At 51.5% G+C, this 17,987-nt stretch carries 23 protein-coding genes and 1 tRNA gene; 4 read left to right on the forward strand and 20 right to left on the reverse strand.

Annotated features, from left to right (window positions below):
• Nucleotides 1–129: 129 nt before the first annotated feature.
• Entirely contained in the window at nt 130–1,749 is a 1,620-nt protein-coding gene (locus tag ACNQFG_RS06465; RefSeq protein WP_423406371.1) for a relaxase/mobilization nuclease domain-containing protein, read from the reverse strand.
• Nucleotides 1,721–2,119, reverse strand: a complete 399-nt coding sequence (locus ACNQFG_RS06470) for a plasmid mobilization protein (protein WP_423406372.1) — start codon at nt 2,117–2,119, stop codon at nt 1,721–1,723. The genes ACNQFG_RS06465 and ACNQFG_RS06470 overlap by 29 nt, the downstream gene beginning before the upstream one ends.
• Nucleotides 2,120–2,162: 43 nt before the next feature.
• Here ACNQFG_RS06470 and ACNQFG_RS06475 point away from each other — a divergent pair, with 43 nt between their 5' ends.
• The gene (locus ACNQFG_RS06475) at nt 2,163–2,615 is read left to right on the forward strand and encodes a hypothetical protein (protein WP_423406373.1); all 453 of its coding nucleotides are present in this window, start codon (nt 2,163–2,165) and stop codon (nt 2,613–2,615) included.
• Here the strand turns inward: ACNQFG_RS06475 and ACNQFG_RS06480 are convergent.
• The 12 genes from ACNQFG_RS06480 to ACNQFG_RS06535 all read right to left on the reverse strand — a co-directional run bounded on the left by ACNQFG_RS06480 (nt 2,560) and on the right by ACNQFG_RS06535 (nt 10,150).
• A complete protein-coding gene (locus tag ACNQFG_RS06480; RefSeq protein ID WP_005921288.1) occupies nt 2,560–2,985 on the reverse strand; it encodes a hypothetical protein in 426 nt (141 codons plus the stop codon). The genes ACNQFG_RS06475 and ACNQFG_RS06480 overlap by 56 nt on opposite strands.
• Before the next feature lie 42 nt (nt 2,986–3,027).
• The gene (locus tag ACNQFG_RS06485) at nt 3,028–3,225 is read right to left on the reverse strand and encodes a helix-turn-helix domain-containing protein (RefSeq protein WP_005921293.1); all 198 of its coding nucleotides are present in this window, start codon (nt 3,223–3,225) and stop codon (nt 3,028–3,030) included.
• Nucleotides 3,203–3,703, reverse strand: coding sequence for an RNA polymerase sigma factor (locus ACNQFG_RS06490; protein WP_004853592.1), 501 nt, complete (start codon nt 3,701–3,703; stop codon nt 3,203–3,205). Before ACNQFG_RS06490 ends, ACNQFG_RS06485 begins: the two co-directional genes overlap by 23 nt.
• 116 nt (nt 3,704–3,819) lie before the next feature.
• Nucleotides 3,820–4,524, reverse strand: coding sequence for a zf-HC2 domain-containing protein (locus ACNQFG_RS06495; RefSeq protein ID WP_117471314.1), 705 nt, complete (start codon nt 4,522–4,524; stop codon nt 3,820–3,822).
• Complete coding sequence (locus ACNQFG_RS06500; RefSeq protein ID WP_003533443.1) at nt 4,517–5,029, reverse strand: RNA polymerase sigma factor; 513 nt, start codon at nt 5,027–5,029, stop codon at nt 4,517–4,519. The genes ACNQFG_RS06495 and ACNQFG_RS06500 overlap by 8 nt, the downstream gene beginning before the upstream one ends.
• A gap of 245 nt (nt 5,030–5,274) precedes the next feature.
• Nucleotides 5,275–5,415 carry a Maff2 family mobile element protein gene (locus ACNQFG_RS06505; RefSeq protein WP_005924798.1) on the reverse strand — a complete coding sequence of 47 codons (141 nt, stop codon included), beginning with the start codon at nt 5,413–5,415 and terminating at the stop codon, nt 5,275–5,277.
• 138 nt (nt 5,416–5,553) lie between these two features.
• Nucleotides 5,554–7,335, reverse strand: coding sequence for a VirD4-like conjugal transfer protein, CD1115 family (locus tag ACNQFG_RS06510; protein ID WP_423406374.1), 1,782 nt, complete (start codon nt 7,333–7,335; stop codon nt 5,554–5,556).
• A complete protein-coding gene (locus ACNQFG_RS06515; protein ID WP_015536851.1) occupies nt 7,332–7,790 on the reverse strand; it encodes a PcfB family protein in 459 nt (152 codons plus the stop codon). Before ACNQFG_RS06515 ends, ACNQFG_RS06510 begins: the two co-directional genes overlap by 4 nt.
• A gap of 29 nt (nt 7,791–7,819) precedes the next feature.
• Complete coding sequence (locus ACNQFG_RS06520) at nt 7,820–8,266, reverse strand: DUF3846 domain-containing protein (protein WP_055186031.1); 447 nt, start codon at nt 8,264–8,266, stop codon at nt 7,820–7,822.
• Nucleotides 8,190–8,390 carry a hypothetical protein gene (locus tag ACNQFG_RS06525; RefSeq protein ID WP_081028446.1) on the reverse strand — a complete coding sequence of 67 codons (201 nt, stop codon included), beginning with the start codon at nt 8,388–8,390 and terminating at the stop codon, nt 8,190–8,192. Before ACNQFG_RS06525 ends, ACNQFG_RS06520 begins: the two co-directional genes overlap by 77 nt.
• Nucleotides 8,391–8,681: 291 nt before the next feature.
• The gene (locus tag ACNQFG_RS06530; RefSeq protein WP_055192460.1) at nt 8,682–9,152 is read right to left on the reverse strand and encodes a hypothetical protein; all 471 of its coding nucleotides are present in this window, start codon (nt 9,150–9,152) and stop codon (nt 8,682–8,684) included.
• Between the two features lie 65 nt (nt 9,153–9,217).
• Nucleotides 9,218–10,150 (reverse strand): ParB/RepB/Spo0J family partition protein, encoded by a 933-nt coding sequence (locus tag ACNQFG_RS06535; protein WP_423406375.1) that lies wholly within the window; start codon nt 10,148–10,150, stop codon nt 9,218–9,220.
• Between the two features lie 258 nt (nt 10,151–10,408).
• Between ACNQFG_RS06535 and ACNQFG_RS06540 the strand changes: the two genes are divergently transcribed.
• Entirely contained in the window at nt 10,409–11,584 is a 1,176-nt protein-coding gene (locus ACNQFG_RS06540) for an IS110 family transposase (protein ID WP_156070816.1), read from the forward strand.
• A 219-nt stretch (nt 11,585–11,803) separates the two neighbouring features.
• Here ACNQFG_RS06540 and ACNQFG_RS06545 read toward each other — a convergent pair whose 3' ends face one another.
• The 5 genes from ACNQFG_RS06545 to ACNQFG_RS06565 all read right to left on the reverse strand — a co-directional run bounded on the left by ACNQFG_RS06545 (nt 11,804) and on the right by ACNQFG_RS06565 (nt 14,433).
• Nucleotides 11,804–12,592, reverse strand: a complete 789-nt coding sequence (locus ACNQFG_RS06545; protein ID WP_423406376.1) for a ParA family protein — start codon at nt 12,590–12,592, stop codon at nt 11,804–11,806.
• A complete protein-coding gene (locus tag ACNQFG_RS06550; protein ID WP_423406377.1) occupies nt 12,592–13,488 on the reverse strand; it encodes a DUF6017 domain-containing protein in 897 nt (298 codons plus the stop codon). Before ACNQFG_RS06550 ends, ACNQFG_RS06545 begins: the two co-directional genes overlap by 1 nt.
• Nucleotides 13,451–13,705: a hypothetical protein gene (locus tag ACNQFG_RS06555; protein WP_005924919.1), complete on the reverse strand. Its 255-nt coding sequence runs from the start codon at nt 13,703–13,705 to the stop codon at nt 13,451–13,453. Before ACNQFG_RS06555 ends, ACNQFG_RS06550 begins: the two co-directional genes overlap by 38 nt.
• On the reverse strand, nt 13,702–13,962 hold the full coding sequence (locus ACNQFG_RS06560; RefSeq protein WP_154256648.1) for a hypothetical protein: 261 nt from the start codon (nt 13,960–13,962) through the stop codon (nt 13,702–13,704). The genes ACNQFG_RS06555 and ACNQFG_RS06560 overlap by 4 nt, the downstream gene beginning before the upstream one ends.
• A gap of 397 nt (nt 13,963–14,359) precedes the next feature.
• Nucleotides 14,360–14,433, reverse strand: a tRNA-Arg gene (locus ACNQFG_RS06565).
• A 415-nt stretch (nt 14,434–14,848) separates the two neighbouring features.
• Here ACNQFG_RS06565 and ACNQFG_RS06570 point away from each other — a divergent pair.
• Nucleotides 14,849–16,225, forward strand: a complete 1,377-nt coding sequence (locus ACNQFG_RS06570; RefSeq protein ID WP_423406378.1) for a TrkH family potassium uptake protein — start codon at nt 14,849–14,851, stop codon at nt 16,223–16,225.
• Nucleotides 16,226–16,280: 55 nt separating this feature from the next.
• Here ACNQFG_RS06570 and pepT read toward each other — a convergent pair whose 3' ends face one another.
• Nucleotides 16,281–17,498, reverse strand: a complete 1,218-nt coding sequence (pepT, locus tag ACNQFG_RS06575) for a peptidase T (RefSeq protein WP_423406379.1) — start codon at nt 17,496–17,498, stop codon at nt 16,281–16,283.
• Nucleotides 17,499–17,745: 247 nt separating this feature from the next.
• Between pepT and ACNQFG_RS06580 the strand changes: the two genes are divergently transcribed.
• Nucleotides 17,746–17,940: a DUF3873 family protein gene (locus ACNQFG_RS06580; RefSeq protein WP_423406380.1), complete on the forward strand. Its 195-nt coding sequence runs from the start codon at nt 17,746–17,748 to the stop codon at nt 17,938–17,940.
• The last annotated feature ends 47 nt before the right edge of the window (nt 17,941–17,987 follow it).

The raw sequence follows: 17,987 nt of genomic DNA on the forward strand, positions 1-17,987 counted from the left end.
GGTAAAAATGTAGTTTCTCGGTGTCATTTTCGGGGATTTCCTGCGCTGTGCGCCCCGTTTCAAAGGTGGGCAGTATTGCGGATAGGGTGCAGGGCATATCCCCGTTTTGGTATCGTTTCGGGGCGGTTTTTAACGCTCATGTTCGTGCTTTTTCTCTCTGTCTTTCTCGCCTTGCAGGATTTGAGAAAGATTGCTTTTCACGGTATGCAGCTCCTTGACACGGGCTTTTTTCTCCCGGTATTCGTTGTAATGGGCGTTCTTTTCGGCGGTAAGCTGCTCGATTTCCGCTTGCAGGGCTTTATGGCTTGGCAGCTTGGAAACGCCATGCGCCCGAAAATAACGGGTGGCTGCGTCCGCTATGATAAAATCGCTTTCGTGCCGTTCCCGGTAGGCGCTGCGGGCTTTTTCCGTTTTCTGCGCTTTCAGACCGTCACGGGCAGGCTTGGTCTTGGCATAGGCAAGCACCTGTGTCTGAAGCTCCTTTTTCTCCCGGATAGCAGCGTCCAAGGCTTTCAGCTTGGCGGTGCTGTCCTGTAAATCCGCATTGGCGGATACAAGGGCTGCGTCCAGCTCCTCCGGCGAATAGCCGTACTGCCCGTAGGCGGCAACGGTAGCCGCCATTTGTTTCAGATTGTGGACTGCCGCCCAGCGGTCATAGCCTACGCCCTTGCCCTCGGCTCGTTTCGTTTCCCGGTCAACCATGCGCTGTAAACCGTCCTTTTCCGGGGTGGTTTGGACAGCTTTTTTGCCCTGCAAACGCTCCCTTATGTTGCGGGGGTATTCGGGTATGGGTGTGGTCTGTTCGGCGGCTCTGTGGGCGTTCTGCTCCAAAAGGGCAAGGACGGCGGTACGGTCAAAATCATCCCCCAGCTTCCGGGCGGTAATGGGCTTGGTTCTGTCCGGCGTGAGATAGGACAGCCGCCCCCGGCTCTCCTTGACAGTCACGCCCTGTTGCAAGAGAACGGCGGCGAACTCGCCATAGCTTGCGGCAGAGGACAGCGCGGTGCGTATGGCCTGCCGCAATTTTTCCTTGTCTGTTTCAAACTTCGTGGGCTTGGCTGGCTGCTCCTCTGCTGGCAAGGCGGCAGCTTCCTTGTCCAGCTTTGCCTGCCCTTTCCGCTGCGCCCAATACTCACGCTCAGTAATGCGGTTTTTGCTGCCATGCAAGAGGTCAATCTGATACAGATTTTCCCGGTGGCACATCTCCATGACTTCGGACTTGAAATATTCCATAGCTGCGTCTGTGCAGCGGTGTTTGCACCCGGCGCGGGTGTCTGCCGGTCTGTCCATGTAAGGCAGGAACGGAACTTCCTCTATCCGCAGAGAATTGATAACGATATGCACATGAATGTTGCCAGAGTGATTGTGTCCGTCCGGGTGGGTGCAGACAATGGCTTGGTGTCCGGGAAACTGCTTCCGGCAAAATTCCTCGCCCAACGCCTGCGCCCGGTCTACGGTCAAGCCGTTGTCTGTCCCGTCCCGTGGGTCAAAGCTGATGATATAGTGGTGGCTTTTCACATCTTCCCGTTTTTGGTTTTTGCCATAGCGGAGATTGGAGCGCATACAGGCTACGGCAAAATCTTCATCGCCGCAGTTCAGCGTGGCAAGGCGGTAGTCCTCACGGGGGACAAGCCGCCCGTTTTCATCAAGGGTGGGCTTCATGGTAAACTCGTCATGCTCAAAGGTGAGGTACTGCTCGGCTGCGCCATAGTCCGCATTTTTAGAGCTGATATGTTTGAATGTTGCCAACAGCGTCACCTACTTTCTGCAAGACTTCAAACTTCAAGGCAGCAAGGTCGGAAATGGCGACTCGGACTTCGCCGGACAGGGCGTTGTACGGCACACCGTATTCGTTCAGATACCGGGCAATCTGATTGAGGTTGCCGCCGATCCTGCCGTATTCGGCGGTCAGCTTCCCGACAGCGGCAAGCAATTCATCATTGACCGGGGAAACGGTAACAATGGGGCGTATGGTTGCCCGTGTAATGGCTTGCCGGATAAATTCGGCTTGGCTCATGTCATAGTGTTTCAGCCGCTCGGTAAAGTCGGCGTATTCTTCCTCGGTCATGCGGGTTTTGACCACATGGCAGCGGTGGGGTGTGTTGTATTTTTTCTTCAAGCGTTGACCTCCTTTCTCGCCCGACAGGGCGCATAAGCAGGGTTTGGGGAAGGCACTCCCCAACAAGATTTACCAAAGGGGGCAAAACCGCAGATATGCGGATTTTGGCACCGTGGTAGAATCTTGCTCTAAAAAACTACCGCTTTCCTCGGCGGCTCTGGTCTGCGGATATACTGGCTTGCTCCACCAATATAGCGATTGCGGCGGCGTGTTCTGCCCGCTGTTCACCACTACAACGGTGAAAAGGGTGCGTTTTGGCAAACGCAGCGGAAATTTTTTTATTTTCCCTGTCTGCTCCCTACAACAATCCGGCGGTGTGGTTTGCCAAAGATTTTTGAAAATGGGCGCAAAAAAAGCAGTAAACCTTTTCAAGATTTACTGCTTATCTGCCGCTGTGATGGGCGGCGGTATTAAATTGTCAGCCGTTTTTCAAATGGAATTTATCTGCAATCGCTTTCTTTCCGCTTTCCAATTCCTTTTCTGTAATCTTCCATAATCCTAACGCAATGATCTGCTATCTTTTGCATTCCGAGTTCTTCAAAAAAGGCAATTTGTATTTTCATCAGTTCTTCACAAACAGTCAACTTCTGCTCATCCATATTGCTAATAGCAAGCCATGGGAACGCTTTATATTTCTTAGTGTCCCCAATGAGAAAATTGTACCCTATCAACTCATTTTCACGGAAAACGAAATAGAATTGTGGGCCTGAACCTGGAACTGACTTTTCCATAATTTGCTGCATTGTTCTCACGCCGCCGTATGCCGGAAAAAAACCTATTCGCTCAAGAGCATTTAATATGTCAATCCTTTTATCTGTGGGTATGTCTCTATAATTGATAATCTGTTCCATTTGCTCTACCCTCATTGAAGTTTAATTTGTCAGGCTCTAATTATACAACTTTTCTGTTTAGCGGTCAAAGCGGAACTTCAACAGGCTTTCTATCAGTTGCCTGACGATATGCTCCTGCATATCCGTGTTAATCTGTCCGTCCATTTTCGCACAAGAGCGGACATATCCCGCATAATGGGATAGGACGGCGGCAACAGCTTCCGGGTCGCCCTCGCTTGCCTTAACGATTGTCTCATAAGGAAGTAGCTGGCTCATAGGACAAACCCTCCAACTCTGCCCGTAGCCGCCGTAAAATCATCTGAATACGCCGCCCGGTTGTGTTGCCAGCCCGTCCATATCTCCGTCCAATCTCCCTATGCGTCAATCGTTGGAAGTAGTACAAGAAAATGATTTCCTGTTCCATCTGTGATAGTGCGGACAGGGCTGCGGCAAGCTCTGGACTTTCCAAAAGCACCATCTGACCACAGACGAAAAGCGGATAGCTGGTCATGCCGGATTGCTCCGCAAAGTATTTATCTGTGGTACTGAATGGATAGTGTTTTTCTTCTATCAGATATTCAAGCGAGATTTCCCGCTTGCGGCGGCTCCGTATGCTCCGGGCTGCGTCTATGGCAGCGTGGCGAATAACAGTCTTGCAAAAGGCATCGTGTGTATGCCGGATATGTTCTTGATACTTTTCGTGTTCGGTCATGGAAAATCCCCCTTTCTGAATAATGGCAGAGGGCGGCAGCATCTTGTGCTGTCGCCCTCTTGATTACCGAACAGCAAAGACGGGCGGGGCTGTCAACGGCGGCGCATTTGCGCCGTTCATCTTGACCGTTGACAGGCTCGGCTGGGTTTGCTATCTGCTCACGGCAATTCACTCTCATTGATAGGAATTGCCTCAAGTTCCGTATTCAAATTGTTCCAATAAGAGCCGATATCCGCACTTGTGAAATACTTAAAACCGCCTGCTGCTGACTTCAATTCGCCGTTTTTAACCCCATAGCAGGCGTAAATCAAATCGTAGCTTGTTCCATCTGAGAGGTTAAATCTAAAGCTGGTCACATCTGCTCCGGCAGTTTCCTCAGTCGTTTTGTCTTTTAGGGATAAGCCCTTGAACTTATCATACAGGGTCTTTATATCATTTTCAGCAACAACTACTTTCTTTTCTGCTGATGCAGGCACTCCGTCATAGTGGTACATTTCAACGTTTTCGACATCTTCAACCTCAAATGGGAAGTCGATTTTGACAGGCTCATAAGCAATGTTTATAGGTAACAGAAAGAGAGCTGTAAAAATTGCAATGATACAAAGAGCGATGGAAACGAGAACAGCAATCGTTATCTTTTTTCTGCCTCTCTGCTTTTCTTTTGCCTCATGGCGCATAATAACGCTTTCGCTTTCTTCGTGAAGAACATCTTCGCTCGTGTGAGAAAGCAATTTCTGATAAATTACGTTACAGTCAGCACAGGCGTTCAAATGCTCTTTTACCATCTCTGCGCTTGCTTCGCTGCAAGCACCGTCAACATACAGCGGAAGAATATCTCGAACAATATCGCATTGTTTACTCATGCTTTTCATCCATCCTTTCTTGAATTTTTAGCTTTGCACGATGATAAGTAACTCTCGCCCATGATTCTGTTTTTCCAAAAATTGCAGCGATTTGTGAAAAAGATAGTTCCCCGAATACGCGAAGCTGAAAGACTTCTTTGTATGGTTCTTCCAAACGGTGAAGAACGAGGTGTATGCGGAACGCCATGTCAGAATCTGCAACTGAGTTCTCAACATTTTCATTTGATGGCAAGTCATTGATTTCACTCACATCAGCTACTCGCTGACGGCTTCGCATTTCATCATGGTAAAGGTTTTTTGCTATGGAGCAGAGCCATGTCAATTCATCTGACTTACCTTTGAATTGTGATGTTGTAGAAACTGCCTTATAGAATGTGTTCTGCGTGATTTCCTCTGCTATCTCACGATTTTTGGCAAGAGAAATAGTATACGAGTATACCTGTAAATAGTAGGCTTTATAGAGCTTTTCATAGTCCATACTTGTCATCACCTCCTTCAGCTTCATAGGTTAGACGGAGAAATCGGAATTTCGTTACAAAGAAGTTTGAAATTTTTATACCTTTACGCTACTCTTGCTTTGTACGGACTATTGGTAGACGCGCATTAACGGCAAGTAAAGAGATTGCTGTGTCAGCTTGATATGTTCAAATGCTAATTAAGTATAGCATACAGCTATGAATTTTTCTATTGCGTTCCCCTGACTTCGGAATAGTGGCAGGGCTGGCTATCCTTGTTTTGCTTTGTGCTTCTCTACCGTACATGAGCATTGGCGGAGGGGTTATCGCCGCCGTAACCTTCCATCAGGTTGACGGCACCCCACACGCCCAGACCGGCACCCAGTGCCACAACCAGAGTCTTCAGAACGTCCACTGCACTGTTAAAGAATTCCATAGTAAAATCTCCTTTGTTTTGAAAAAAGTGACCCTGCACACACCTGAAATCCGTTTGCAAAAAGCCGAAAGCCACGGCGAAGGCCGATTTTCCGGTGTACCTGTTGGGTCAATGGGTAAAAAATAACCGCTCGTCTTATCAGGCGGGCGGGAGTGAATCGGCATCCACCATGATGAAGGTATCATCCGGGTGGATTTTTTCTTTTCGTTTCAAGAACTTCTCGATATCGAGTGCGTTCTTGGGGTCATAGTCGGAGGTGTACTTGTAGTTCGGGTGCTGGGTCAGGTCGTACTTGTCGCTCAAAAATGGGCGCACACCACGAAGCTGCAGGATGCACTTGCCGCCATCCAGCACCGCCAGTTCATCCCGGCTCATAAGTTCGTGGCCGAGTTTTTGATAGTTGGTGCCATAGCTTGGGCTATTGCCACGGGTATCAGAATTGTTGTAGCTGTCGATAGTTTCTTTTCCTAGTGCTTCGGCAAGATCTTTCAGGGTGGTAGGCTCGCTGCCGCCGAGGAAGATCTGCGAATCCATATTGCCGACAATGGTGTCGGCGTTGTCCTTGTAGATGGCTTTCAACTGGCTGCGGGTCTGTAAGACCAGACACGCCGAGATCTCACGGCTGCGGATGGTAGCCACCAGTTTTTCCAGCTGCGGAATTTGACCGATGTTGGCACATTCGTCAATCAAGCACCGCACATGGACGGGCAGTTTGCCGCCGTATTGGTCATCTGCCTTATCGCAGAGCAGATTGAAAAGCTGCGTGTAGATCATGGAGATCAAGAAGTTGAAGGTACTGTCGGTATCACTCATAATCAGGAACAATGCCGTTTTCCGGTCGCCCAGCTTGTCCAGCTCCAGCTCATCGTACATGGTGGCATCCCGGACTTCCTGAATGTCGAAAGGTGCCATCCGGGCACCGCAGGAGATCAGTATCGAACGGGCCGTCTTGCCGGCAGCTAATTTATAGAGCTTGTACTGGCGCACAGCGAAGGAATTGGGCTTTTTCTTGCCCAGATCCTCAAACAACAGGTCTACCGGATTCTGGTAAGTTTCATCATCTTCCGAGACCTGCATGGTGTTGAGCATTTCCAACAGCGTTGCGAAGTTTTGCTCCTCGACAGGGGCTTCGTAGTGGAGGTACGCGATCAGTGAAACCAGCAAAAGCCGTTCAGCCTTGTCCCAGAAAGGGTCGCCGCCCTGACCTTCACCTTTGGTGTTGGTCATCAGTGCGGTCACGAGTTTCAGAACATCCTTTTCACTGTGGATGTACGCCATGGGGTTATAGCGCATACTCTTGGAAAAGTTGATGGTGTTGAAGAATTTTAGCTTGTAGCCGTGCTTTAACAGGGCTTCTCCACATTCCACGCCGATACTACCTTTCGGATCTGTAACCACGAATGATACCGGAAAATTCTTGGAATCACATTGCAGCAGATTCGGCTTGATAAAGAACCTTGTCTTACCGCTGCCGGAACCGCCGACTACCAGCACATTTTTGTTCCGGGCGTTCTTGGGGTCCGGTGGGCGATTGCTCATCATCAACCGTTCTGTTTTGGTGAGGATGATATTGTCGGCAAACTTCGGAGCCATGAACGGCTCAATGTCCTTGGGTGTGCCCCACCGGGCAGAGCCGTACTCCATGCCATGCCGGTACTTTTTGGCGTTTTTGCCTTTCAGGTACACCGCCAGCCGCATTCCAGCACCGCAGCACAGACCAATGAACAGGTCAAACGGGTGCAGGCTGGGCAGCGGATTGGAAAATGCAGCCGGGAGCGTATCCATCAGCGATACGATTTTATCGCCCAGTTCCTTGCCCACGGCCAGCCGCCACGCCTCGCCCAGATTGGTGGCCAGCAAGCCAATTACCACATAGGGCAGATAGAGCGCCAGCAGCTTGGAAAGCTTCTTTTTGCTCATAGGCCGCGCTCCTCCTGCTTGTGCCGCACTTTGTCCGGCAGATTTGCAACGGACTGCGCCAGATCGTGCAGCTTTGCCAGCACGGAAGGACGCTTGGTTTTATCCAGCACCGATGCCGAATATTCCTTGAATGCTGCGCTCAAAGCGTCCGTGTCCTGTGCCTTGAAGTAGACCAGATATCGGGGCGGCGTGCAGGACAGGTCTTTCTGGATGGAGTAGTCGATGTGATACCGCTTAGCATAGCGGTCAAAATCCTTGATGCCGGTTTTCTGAATCTCCACATTGGTCACGCCACGGTTCTGCCGTACCAACCGCTTCATGGACTGCTTGCCCTGCGAAGCGTGCTTGTCATACTGCCGCAACAGAAACTGCATTCCGCGCAGCAGGGTGCGGGCGGACAGTTTTGTGGTCGAGATGGCAAGGTTGACCGTCTTATGCTCGATTTCTTCCTGCATCGTTACCACCTCCTGTGCAGAAAATCGTCTTAGCGGTCATGTTCCACCGGGGGCTTGTTTACGGCCTTTTCTGCGTCATTCTGAACCGATTCATCCGGCACCGGAATGACCATCAGGCGACGCCCCAGAGGGAGAAAAGCTTCGGGTTGATGGAATTCTTCTTCATACTTCTGAGCCAGCTCCGGAGAGAGCGACACAAAATCTTCCTCTCCCAGCCCCACCACCAGAAAGGTTCCGGCAATAACATCGTACATCAGCCCGTCCTCGTCCCACAGGGCACGGTTCAGCGGCAGACCCATGAGCTTGCCATCATCGTTGTAGACGATGGCGACCGGATCTTCAAAAGGGTAGCTTGCGCCGATGGAGCCGCCCACCGCCTGCTGCAAGGCTTTCAGGTCGTTATCGATCTCGACCTGCTGCGGATACTGTCCCGGTGCAATTTTCAGCACCGACAGAGTGTTCTCGTTCTGCTCCATTATCTTCCTCCTCGAATTTGATAGTGATCTCCTGCCCGGCACGGGCGGCGTTCAACAGAGCTGCCACAAAGAAGCCGAAAAAGGCACCGGCTTCAAAAATGATAAACGAATAAATATAATTCATAGCGAACCCCCTGCATTGACTGAACTGTGAGAAGAATCCTCTCAGGGAGGACGGGGAGCGCAAGACGCGACAACGGTATGCTTAGTGAAAACATTGGTATGAGTATGCGGTGCGGCATCGGTAGAAAAATAGTTGTACAGAGCATCCCGCAGAGAATGGAAGCAACGAGCATGGTAGTCGTGCAGACGGAGAACCAGAATCTTCAAAACATCAACGGCGGAACAGTAAAAGTCCTCCGTGACTTCTGCGAAACTCTCATAGCAGGCCATTTCAGTATCCATGCTGCATCTCTCAGTCAATGCAGATGCAGACCATCTTCTCGCGTCCAGCCATCAGAGGAACACTGTTCTCGCCCAGATAACACTGGATCAGGTACAGGTCACTGGTGGTAAGGGCAACAAAGTTGCCATCGGTGTCATAGCGTACAAAGATGACTGCGCCGGACAGGTAACGCTTGCCAGCCAGCGTAATGACCTGACGAGGATCGTAGCAGAGTGCCAGCGGCACATCTTCGCTGATGCTGTAGCAGGAATCAGTTTCATCGAAGCAAGGCAGGTAACTGCGAACGTTTGCCAGCGGGGTGATGGTCAGTTCGATCTCCGGGGCAATCACGGCGGCGTAAACTTCATCATCGCCGAGCTGCCGCTCCAGCACATCGCTCATCTTGTTGAAGAAGTCGGTCACAGCATTGTCCATGTGGTTGATCTTCTGGTTCATGGCTTCGATGGTCTTTGCGGTCTTGAGATCAATAGTAGTGTTCATAGTGTTTTTTCTCCTTTTGTTTGCAAAAGAAAAAGGCCCCATCGGGTCTTTCGTTACGGTATAAGTCAGCGTTCGTTCTGCCGCTGGAGTTTGCGCTGCCACTGTTCCAGCAGCTTGATGATAGTGTCCTCCATCTGTTTCGGGGTGTAGCTGCGAGGAAAGTATTTCCGCAGGGTGTCGTTTTTGATGACCACCTTGTCCAGCTCGTCCTTTTTCTCTTCGCCCATGACTGCAAAGGCAACGTCATACGAGAAGTGCCCTTCCTGCGCCAGCTTTTTGAGCCGCTGCGCTTGAGAAAGGGACGGCGCATTCTGGGTGTCATTCATCGCTTCTAAAAAATCCCGCTGTTGGCTTTCGTCCAGATAGGACAACTCCACAGCGGGATTAAAAGCGATTTTCTTTTCGTCTACCATGTCCAGCAGTTCGGGGATAAGGTTGGTCAGGCGGATAAAACGCTGGACTTGCTTATAACTTTCGCCTGTTCCTTCAGCAACAATCTCTGTACTGCGTTTCCCGAAATAATCTGGGACAACTTGTCCCACATTTTTGGGTTGTCCAACAGTTCGCTCGATTGCTTCCAGCTTCATTTTGTAAGCGAAAGCCCTTTCACTGGGCAAGATGTTTTCACGTTGGAGATTGCTGTCCACCATGAGCAAAACTGCGGCATCATCATCCATGTGACGGACAATGACAGGCAGGGCATCCAGCCCAGCAAGCTGTGCAGCGTGCTGACGGCGGTGCCCAGAGATGATCTCGTAGCCACCTTCCGGGCGTGGGCGTGCAATCAGCGGAGAAAGCACGCCGTACTGTTCTACGCTTTCCACCGTGCGCTGCATGGACTCATCATCCAAGACCTTAAAGGGGTGGTTCTTGAAAGGGAACAGCTCCCCGATGGGAATTTGCTGAACCTGTTCCCGCTGCTGTTCCTGTCGGGATTCTTCGGTGGAGAAGATGTCATCTGCCCCTTTCAGCGACACGTTTAAGCTGTTTTTCGGCATTCGCCATCACCTCCTCGTATTATAAAAGAGTAGTATTTATAGACCGCTCTCCAGCGGTATGCTACACTGTATAGGATGCTGTGGATTGGTGAACACCTCCTACCGCAAAGACGGTTTGACAAAGGCTCCAACCACAGCTTCTTTGTTGAAATGTTAATCAGTTAGATACCGCCAGACGGTTTATTTAGAACGAGGTTACAACTGCAAAGAAGTCTGTGGTCCTAAGCAGCATTAAATACTATAGCGGAGGTATCAAAAGTGATCTGTGTTGGAATTGACGTTGCCAAAGATAAGCATGACTGCTGCATCCTTGATTCAGAAGGAACAACCCTCGCTGACTGCTTTACCATCCCCAACAACCTAGATGGGTTTAAAAGGCTGCTGCAAACGATTAAAGACTGTACTCAAAAATCAGACAAAATAAAAGTAGGGCTTGAGGCTACCGGACATTACAGCTGCAATATCCTTGGGTTTCTTCTTGACAACGACCTGCCCGTCTATGTCATGAATCCCTTGCATACCAACCTGTATCGAAAGAGCCTCAGTCTTCGCAAAACTAAAACCGATCGTGTGGATGCAAAAACGATTGCAACTATGCTATTGTCCGATGTAGACCTCAAGTCCTACACAGATACAGCATATCACAACGAAGAACTAAAGTCACTCACGAGATACCGATTTGATAAAGTTCAGGAACGCGCCAAACTAAAGCAGTCGGTGTCCAGATTGGTTACGATCCTGTTTCCAGAATTAGAACAGCTTGTTTCGTCTATCCACGGCACTTCAATCTATGCTCTTCTCAGTGAATATCCCGGTGCAAAGCAGATTTCAGAAGCTCATCTGACCAGATTGGCTAACATCCTCGTGACAACATCCAGAGGCCATTACCGAAAAGACCGAGCTACTCATATCCGAGATGCAGCCAGAACATCCATTGGTTCTGTTATGCCTGCTAAGTCTTTGGAATTAAAGCACACCATTAAGCTCATTCAAGAACTCACCTCCGAAATCAACGAAATAGAAGATGCCATTCGGAAAATCATGGATGAATTGAAACCGCCAATCCTTTCGATTCCCGGAATGGGATTTTATTCTGCTGCGATGATTCTTGCAGAGGTGGGGGATTTTTCAAATTTCAACTCTCCTGATAAAGTTTTGGCTTATGCCGGATGTTCTCCGTCCACATACCAGTCAGGAAAACTCACAAACTGCTATGCACACATGGAAAAGCGTGGCTCTCGTTATCTTCGATACGCTCTTTACACTGCAACCAAATACGTCTGTTACTGGAATCCTGTTTTTACTGAATACCTTACCAAAAAGCAAGCTGAAGGCAAGCACTACAATGTTGCCCTATCTCATGCCACAAAGAAACTCGTACGACTTATTTACGCTTTGCAGAAGTCCGGTAAAGCATATCTTGCCATCACTTGATTTTCTCCAGAGCTTGAGTTAAACCTAAGAACAACTTAGCTGGCGCAGCGAACCCTTGACAAACCGAAGCATTCAAATGCTATTCTGTTTTTGCGAGGGTTGGCTGGGCTTGCTTTGCTGTTCTCTCCGTCACCCTCGCTACTCCAAGGCCAGCATTTGAATGATGTTTGTCATGGGCAGCGGATGGTTGGCGGATTTTTTTATTTTAGGGCTTGACTTTTAATAGTTAGTCTTTGTCAGAGAGCGGTAGGCTTCTGTCACCTTGCCTTTGGGGTCGTGCTGGAAAATACTCTTACCCACGGCACTGATTTCCGCAGCACGGACAGACCGGGGAATGGTCTGGTCGAACACCTTGATCTTGCTGCCATAGGCACCTCGAATCAGGTTGTCAATCTGCTGCCCGTAGTTGGTGCGGCTGTCGGTCATAGTCAGCAGGATGCCCTCAATTTTCAGCTTGGGGTTGATCTGCCGCCGGACTTTCTGCACAGTCTGCAAAAGCTGCTCCAGACCCTTTGCAGACAGGTACTGCGCCTGCACCGGAATCAGGGTGGTGTCTGCCGCCGCCAGTGCATTTACGGTCAGCATCCCAAGGGAAGGGGTGCAATCCAGCAGAATGAAATCGTAGTCGCGCTTTGCGCCTTCCAGCACCTGTTTGAGCATCTTCTCCCGGTTCATGCAGTTAACGAGAGACACTTCCATCCCTGCCAGTTCGATGTTTGCCGGAATCAGGTCAACGCCCTCTGCATGGTGCAGGATACCTTCGCCGGGCGGAATGCTCTGGTCGTTCATGGCTTTTGCCATCAGGGTGGAAAGGGTAGTGGGCAGTTCATCGGGCTGCTGCCAGCCCATGCTGATGGTCAAGCTGCCCTGCGGGTCAGCGTCCACCAACAGGACTTTTTTGCCCTCCATCGCCAGACCGATGCCCAGATTTTCACAGGTGGTGGTCTTGCCGGTGCCGCCTTTCTGGTTGACGATGGCAATCGTGGTTGCTTTCTTTGAAATTTTCATCACCTCCGCATCGCTAAGTCATGGTTGGTTTGGTTCTGATAGAAAAGCTGCATTGTGGTGGGTGCGTTGTACAGAGAAGCGAGCAGATATTGTTTCATGTTTCGGATTGGGCTGCTGTTCTCTGCAAGGCACTTCAGCACAAAGTAGATATGGTCAGCGTTCAGCTTCATAAACCGACTGCGTACCACCTCGGCGGGCTTATCGTCCCCGGCAATGCGCAGCGTCTTGCGGTTGGTGGCACAGGTGTCCACCAGCAAATCCACGATCTGATAGATGGTATCCTCATCATCCGGGCAAAGCCGGAGCAGAAGGTCTACCTCCAAAGAATGTGAAAAATATTCTTCCAGTTGGGCGCGTTTGCTCATCCAGTCGTTTTCATCGGAATAGATAGGATCAGTATCGCTTACCTCTGTGTTATTTCTATCAGTCTTATTACATCGTAGTTTGGCCGGGTCTTGAAGCGTATTCTGGACGACTCCAGAATCGTCATTATCACGATTCAGAAAGCGTAGTTTTGACGATTCTGACGAAAAATTCTTCACATAGATGAGATCGGGCTTGCCCAGCCCCCTCCGTTTGCGTTCAATCAGGCCGTACTCTTCCAGTTCTCGCAGCAGCTTGGTCGCCTTTTTATCGGCACAGCCCAGTGAATCCTGCACCTCCTGCATAGTATAGATGATGAACACCCGCCCAGCTTTGTCCAACCAACCATTCCGGGCTGAAAGGCTCATGCGGTCCAGCAGGATACCGTACAGGGTTTTGGCATCTGTGGAAAGCGGTTGGAAGCGGCTATCCTGAAACAACAGCTTGGGAATCCGGTAGAAGGAGAACAGCTCGCTGGACTGCCCATAGAAGTAATCAAGGTCTGCGGTTCTTGTCGGCTTTTTTTCGGGCATAGAGAATATCCCATTTTTCAGGTGTGGAACGGAATACATTGACCTGCTTCTTATAAGGGCAGTGGGCATACAGGCAGGTGCGGAACTTGAAATCGGGTCGATAGTACGGGCACAGCTTGCAACTGTCCGGGGCACGGTCGGAACCTTCGCCAGCGGCGATCACATGGTGCATGGAGTGCTGAACATGGCGCAGGGCTTCGTTTCGCTTGTGGCTCACTTGGCATCACCTCGTTTCTCCAGCGGTGCCATCAGGTCTTTGTAGCAGGGAACCAGCACACAGGGCTTTGCCCGCTTGTAGGGGCACCCTTCGCACTTGCTGGGGCCTTTGGGCGGCTCGATCAGGTAGTAGCAGTTCTCTTTGCCGAGAACGCAGCCCTTCTTTCGATTCTTCCAGAAGAAGCAGTGCCGGCAATCTGCCGGGCGGGAAGCATGGTAGCGGATACCGTCGATCGTGACGGTCAGAACTTTTTTCATCGGTAAACCCTCCTTTGGTGGATTCGGGAAGTTCGGCCCGAAAACAAAAAAGCGCGTTCCTCTTTCTGTTCCGAGAGAACAGCGAGTGAACGCGCTATGTATGGAGAAAAGTGTTTTGCACGGCTTCCAGCAGAAAGGTGGAAAATAGATTCACACAGATTATCTTGTATTTACATGGATTTACAGGAAAGCGTTTACCAATCTTAGCAGAGAGCCAGAAAACAGGGTTCAAAAGGCGCTTTATGAGGCTTCATTAGCTGGAAAGCCGATTTTATTAGCTGGAACTGAAAATTCTGCTAATGGCATTAGCTGGCTAATTTTGGTGATAGGTTCAAAATGAAAAATGCGAAGATCGTCTTTCACATGGAAAAATGACCTTCGCATTTTCATAAAGGGATACCCCAGACAGGATTCGAACCTGCGGTCTCCTCCTTAGGAGGGAGGCGCTTTATCCAGCTAAGCTACTGAGGCATATTATGTATTATCGTTGATTTTTTGAAATTCAACGCACTTGGAAACAAATGTGTGGAATGCTTTTCACAACGAAGTGACCGACTGCGTTGCAACCGGAACGGTGTTAAACTTGTTGCATCAAAAATTGTTGAGAAAACTTCGATTCCCGGTCTTGCTTTTGATTAGAGCAATCACTTCTGCACCCAAGGTATCAGGTTGACCGAATTCTTAGGAGGCGAACCCTCTATCCAGCTGAGGTATAGAGACAGAACCACACCTCATTATAATACCGCAAGTTGGAGAGAAAATCAAGTTGAACGAAAAAGAAAAAAGGTGTATCCTATAAGGGAGATGCCGACCCCGGAACGGGGGAGGCAAGAACGATGCTGCATCGGGAGCGCAGAGGCTGCCGGTGCGGGAGAAGGAGCACTTCATGGGAAAAACCAGAAAAAAGAAGAACCACCCCAAAGGTTGGCTGGTGGGCAGCAACGCGACACAGATCATCTGCGGGAGCTTTGTGCTGGTGATCGCGCTGGGGACGCTGCTGCTGACGTTGCCGATCGCCAGCCGCAGCGGGCGGCTGGGTGTGGTGGATGCGATGTTTACCGCAACGAGTGCGACCTGCGTGACAGGCCTCGTCGTGCGGGATACGTGGACGCAGTTCACGATGTTCGGGCAGGCGGTGATCCTGCTGCTCATTCAGGTCGGCGGCCTGGGCCTGGTCACGCTGACCAGCTTTTTTGCACTGGCGGCCAAGCGGCGCATGGGCTTCCGCGATCTGCGGCTGCTGGGCGAGAGCGTTTCGGCCAGCGGCTATTCGCAGGCGACCGAGGTGCTGAAGATCGTCATCCGGCTGGCATTCCTGTTCGAGGCCATTGGCATTGTGCTGCTGCTGTTCGCCTTTGTGCCGCAGTTCGGGCTGGAAGGCATCTGGGTGAGCGTGTTCACGGCCATCTCGGCTTTCTGTAACGCGGGCTTTGATCTGTTTGGCCGGTTCGGCCAGTATTCCTCACTGGCACCCTATGTGAACAATTACTATGTTCAGGCCGTTGTGATGTTCATGATCATTTCCGGCGGTCTGGGCTTCATGGTATGGGTGGAGCTGGGCGAATTTCGCAAAAAACGCCGCCTGTCCCTCCACGCGAAGGTCGTGCTGGCGTTCTCGGCCATTCTATGGGTCGGCGGCGCGGCGCTCATTTGTCTGATGGAGTGGTCGAACCCGGCCACCATGGGCGGGCTCTCTGTGCCCGGCAAGCTGATGGCGGCACTGTTCCAGTCGGTGTCCACTCGTACTGCGGGCATGAATACCATCGACCTTGCGGCCTGCGGCCCCATCACCAAACTGCTGATGAGCGTGCTGCAGTTCATTGGTGCGGCACCCGGCTCTACCGGCGGCGGCGTGAAGGTGACTACGTTCGCTGTGATCATCCTGACGATCCGCAGTGTGGCTCAGGGTCGCGACGACTGTGTGATCGCAGAGCACCACATCGAGTCCAAGACGGTTTACCGCGCACTGACCATCATCATGCTGGGCATCGTGGCATCGCTGGGCTCGGCTGTGGTGGTGTTCTATAACACCTCGGACGCTGTGTCGGTCATTGACGCTATTTTCGAGTCCTGCTCTGCCTTTGGCACAGTTGGCCTTTCGGTGGGCGTTACCAGCCAGCTGAATGTCGGGGCCAAGCTGCTGTATATGCTGGTCATGTTCATGGGCCGTGTCGGCCCGGTGTCGCTGGCCATGAGCCTGACAGCAAAGCCGGACGACAACAAACGGAAGATCATGCCGGTGGGGCATATCAACGTGGGCTGACAAACAAAAAAGGAAGAGCGACACCGCCGCTCTTCCTTTTTTGCTGTCTTTGTATTTACTTGCTGTAGATCTCCACGATATTCAGCAGGACTTCGGCTGCCTTGTCCATCCGCTCGACGGTGATGCACTCGCATACGCCGTGGAAATTGAAGCCGCCGGTGCCCAGATTGGGGCAGGGCAGGCCTTTCCAGCTCAGCATAGCACCGTCGGTGCCGCCGCGGACGGGGACTTCCTCCGGGGTCAGACCGGCCTTTTCGATGGCCTTGCGGGCGGTCTCTACTAAGTGGAAATGCGGCTTGATTTTTTCCAGCATGTTGCGGTAGCTGTCCTTGATCTCCACGGTCACAGTGCCTTCGCCGTACTTTCCGTTCAAAAATTCGGCAATATCCAGCATGTTGTCCTTCTTGAACTGTAGCTTTGCGGCATCGTGGTCGCGCAGGATGTAGCCCAGCTTTGCGGTGGTCACATCGCCGTACATCTGGCACAGGTGGTAGAAGCCCTGCCGGCCCTCGGTCGTTTCGGGGCGGGCGGTGATGGGCAGCGCCTGATGAAACTCCATGGCCACATTGGAAGCGTTGATCATGGTGTCCTTGGCGGTGCCCGGGTGCACCGAGAAGCCGCGGATGGTCACGGTGGCGGAAGCGGCGTTGAAGTTCTCGTACTCAATGGAGCCGGCATCGCCGCCGTCCACCGTATAGGCAAAGTCGGCACCGAAGCCCGGAATATCGAACAGCTCTGCACCCTCGCCGATCTCTTCATCCGGAGTAAAGGCGATACACAGCTTGCCGTGGGGGCGGCCCTCGGCGATAAGGGTCTCGGCGGCGGTCAGGATCTCCGCTACACCGGCCTTATCGTCGGCACCCAGCAGGGTGGTACCGTCTGAGGTGATGAGGGTCTCGCCCTTCAGGTCTTTCAGGAAGGGGAAGGTGGAGACCTTCATCACCATGCCGGTGGCGGGCAGAGTTACGTCGCGGCCATCGTAGTTCTCGTGCAGGATGGGGTTCACGTTCTCACCGGAAGCGTCCGGTGCGGTGTCCATGTGGGCAATCAGGCCCAGAGCGTGTTGATCCTCACAGCCGGGCGTGGCAGGCAGGGTGCCATAGACGTAGCAGTGCTCGTCCACATGGGCATCCTCCATGCCAAGGGCCTTCATATCCTCCACAAGGATATGGGCCAGGTCGAATTCCCGTTCGGCAGAGGGGTGGGTGCCGGAATTGGGGTCAGAGGTGGTGTAAACGCGGGCATATTTTAACAGTCGCTCATAAGCACGCATAGGTTGATGCTCCTTTGTTTTTTATTTGGTTCTATCATAACCGTTTTGGCCGGATTTTACAAGAGGGAAAGCAGCTGCAGCCTGCTTCTTATCACAAGATCTGGAATTGTCAAGAGGGAAGAAGCCCCGAAGTTCCGTCCTGTTTTTTGTGGAAACAGCGAATAGCGCCCGGCGGCGGGAAGTGCTACAATAGAACGCAGTGTGTGCACGGCACACCAAAAATCAAACAAAGGAGAGCTGCGGCTTTATGGAACAACTTTTTCTGATGCCCGGACAGGAACGCTGTGAAAAATTCCGAGATCCCAATGGGGTGCCCAAAGTCCGCTACTCCTACTGCTCGCTCCACGGTGCATTGTTCCACTGTGTCAGCCGCAGCGTGGAGGAAGCCCAGCGCCTGTGTGAGGACTGGCTGGTAGGTCAGGACCGCTGCTACCGCAACTGAAGAGCAAAAACGGACGCCCGGAGCGCACGATCTGCACTCCGGGCGTT

It is taken from the genome of Faecalibacterium prausnitzii, from assembly GCF_049532945.1.
GTDB classification, from domain to species: domain Bacteria; phylum Bacillota; class Clostridia; order Oscillospirales; family Ruminococcaceae; genus Faecalibacterium; species Faecalibacterium prausnitzii_N.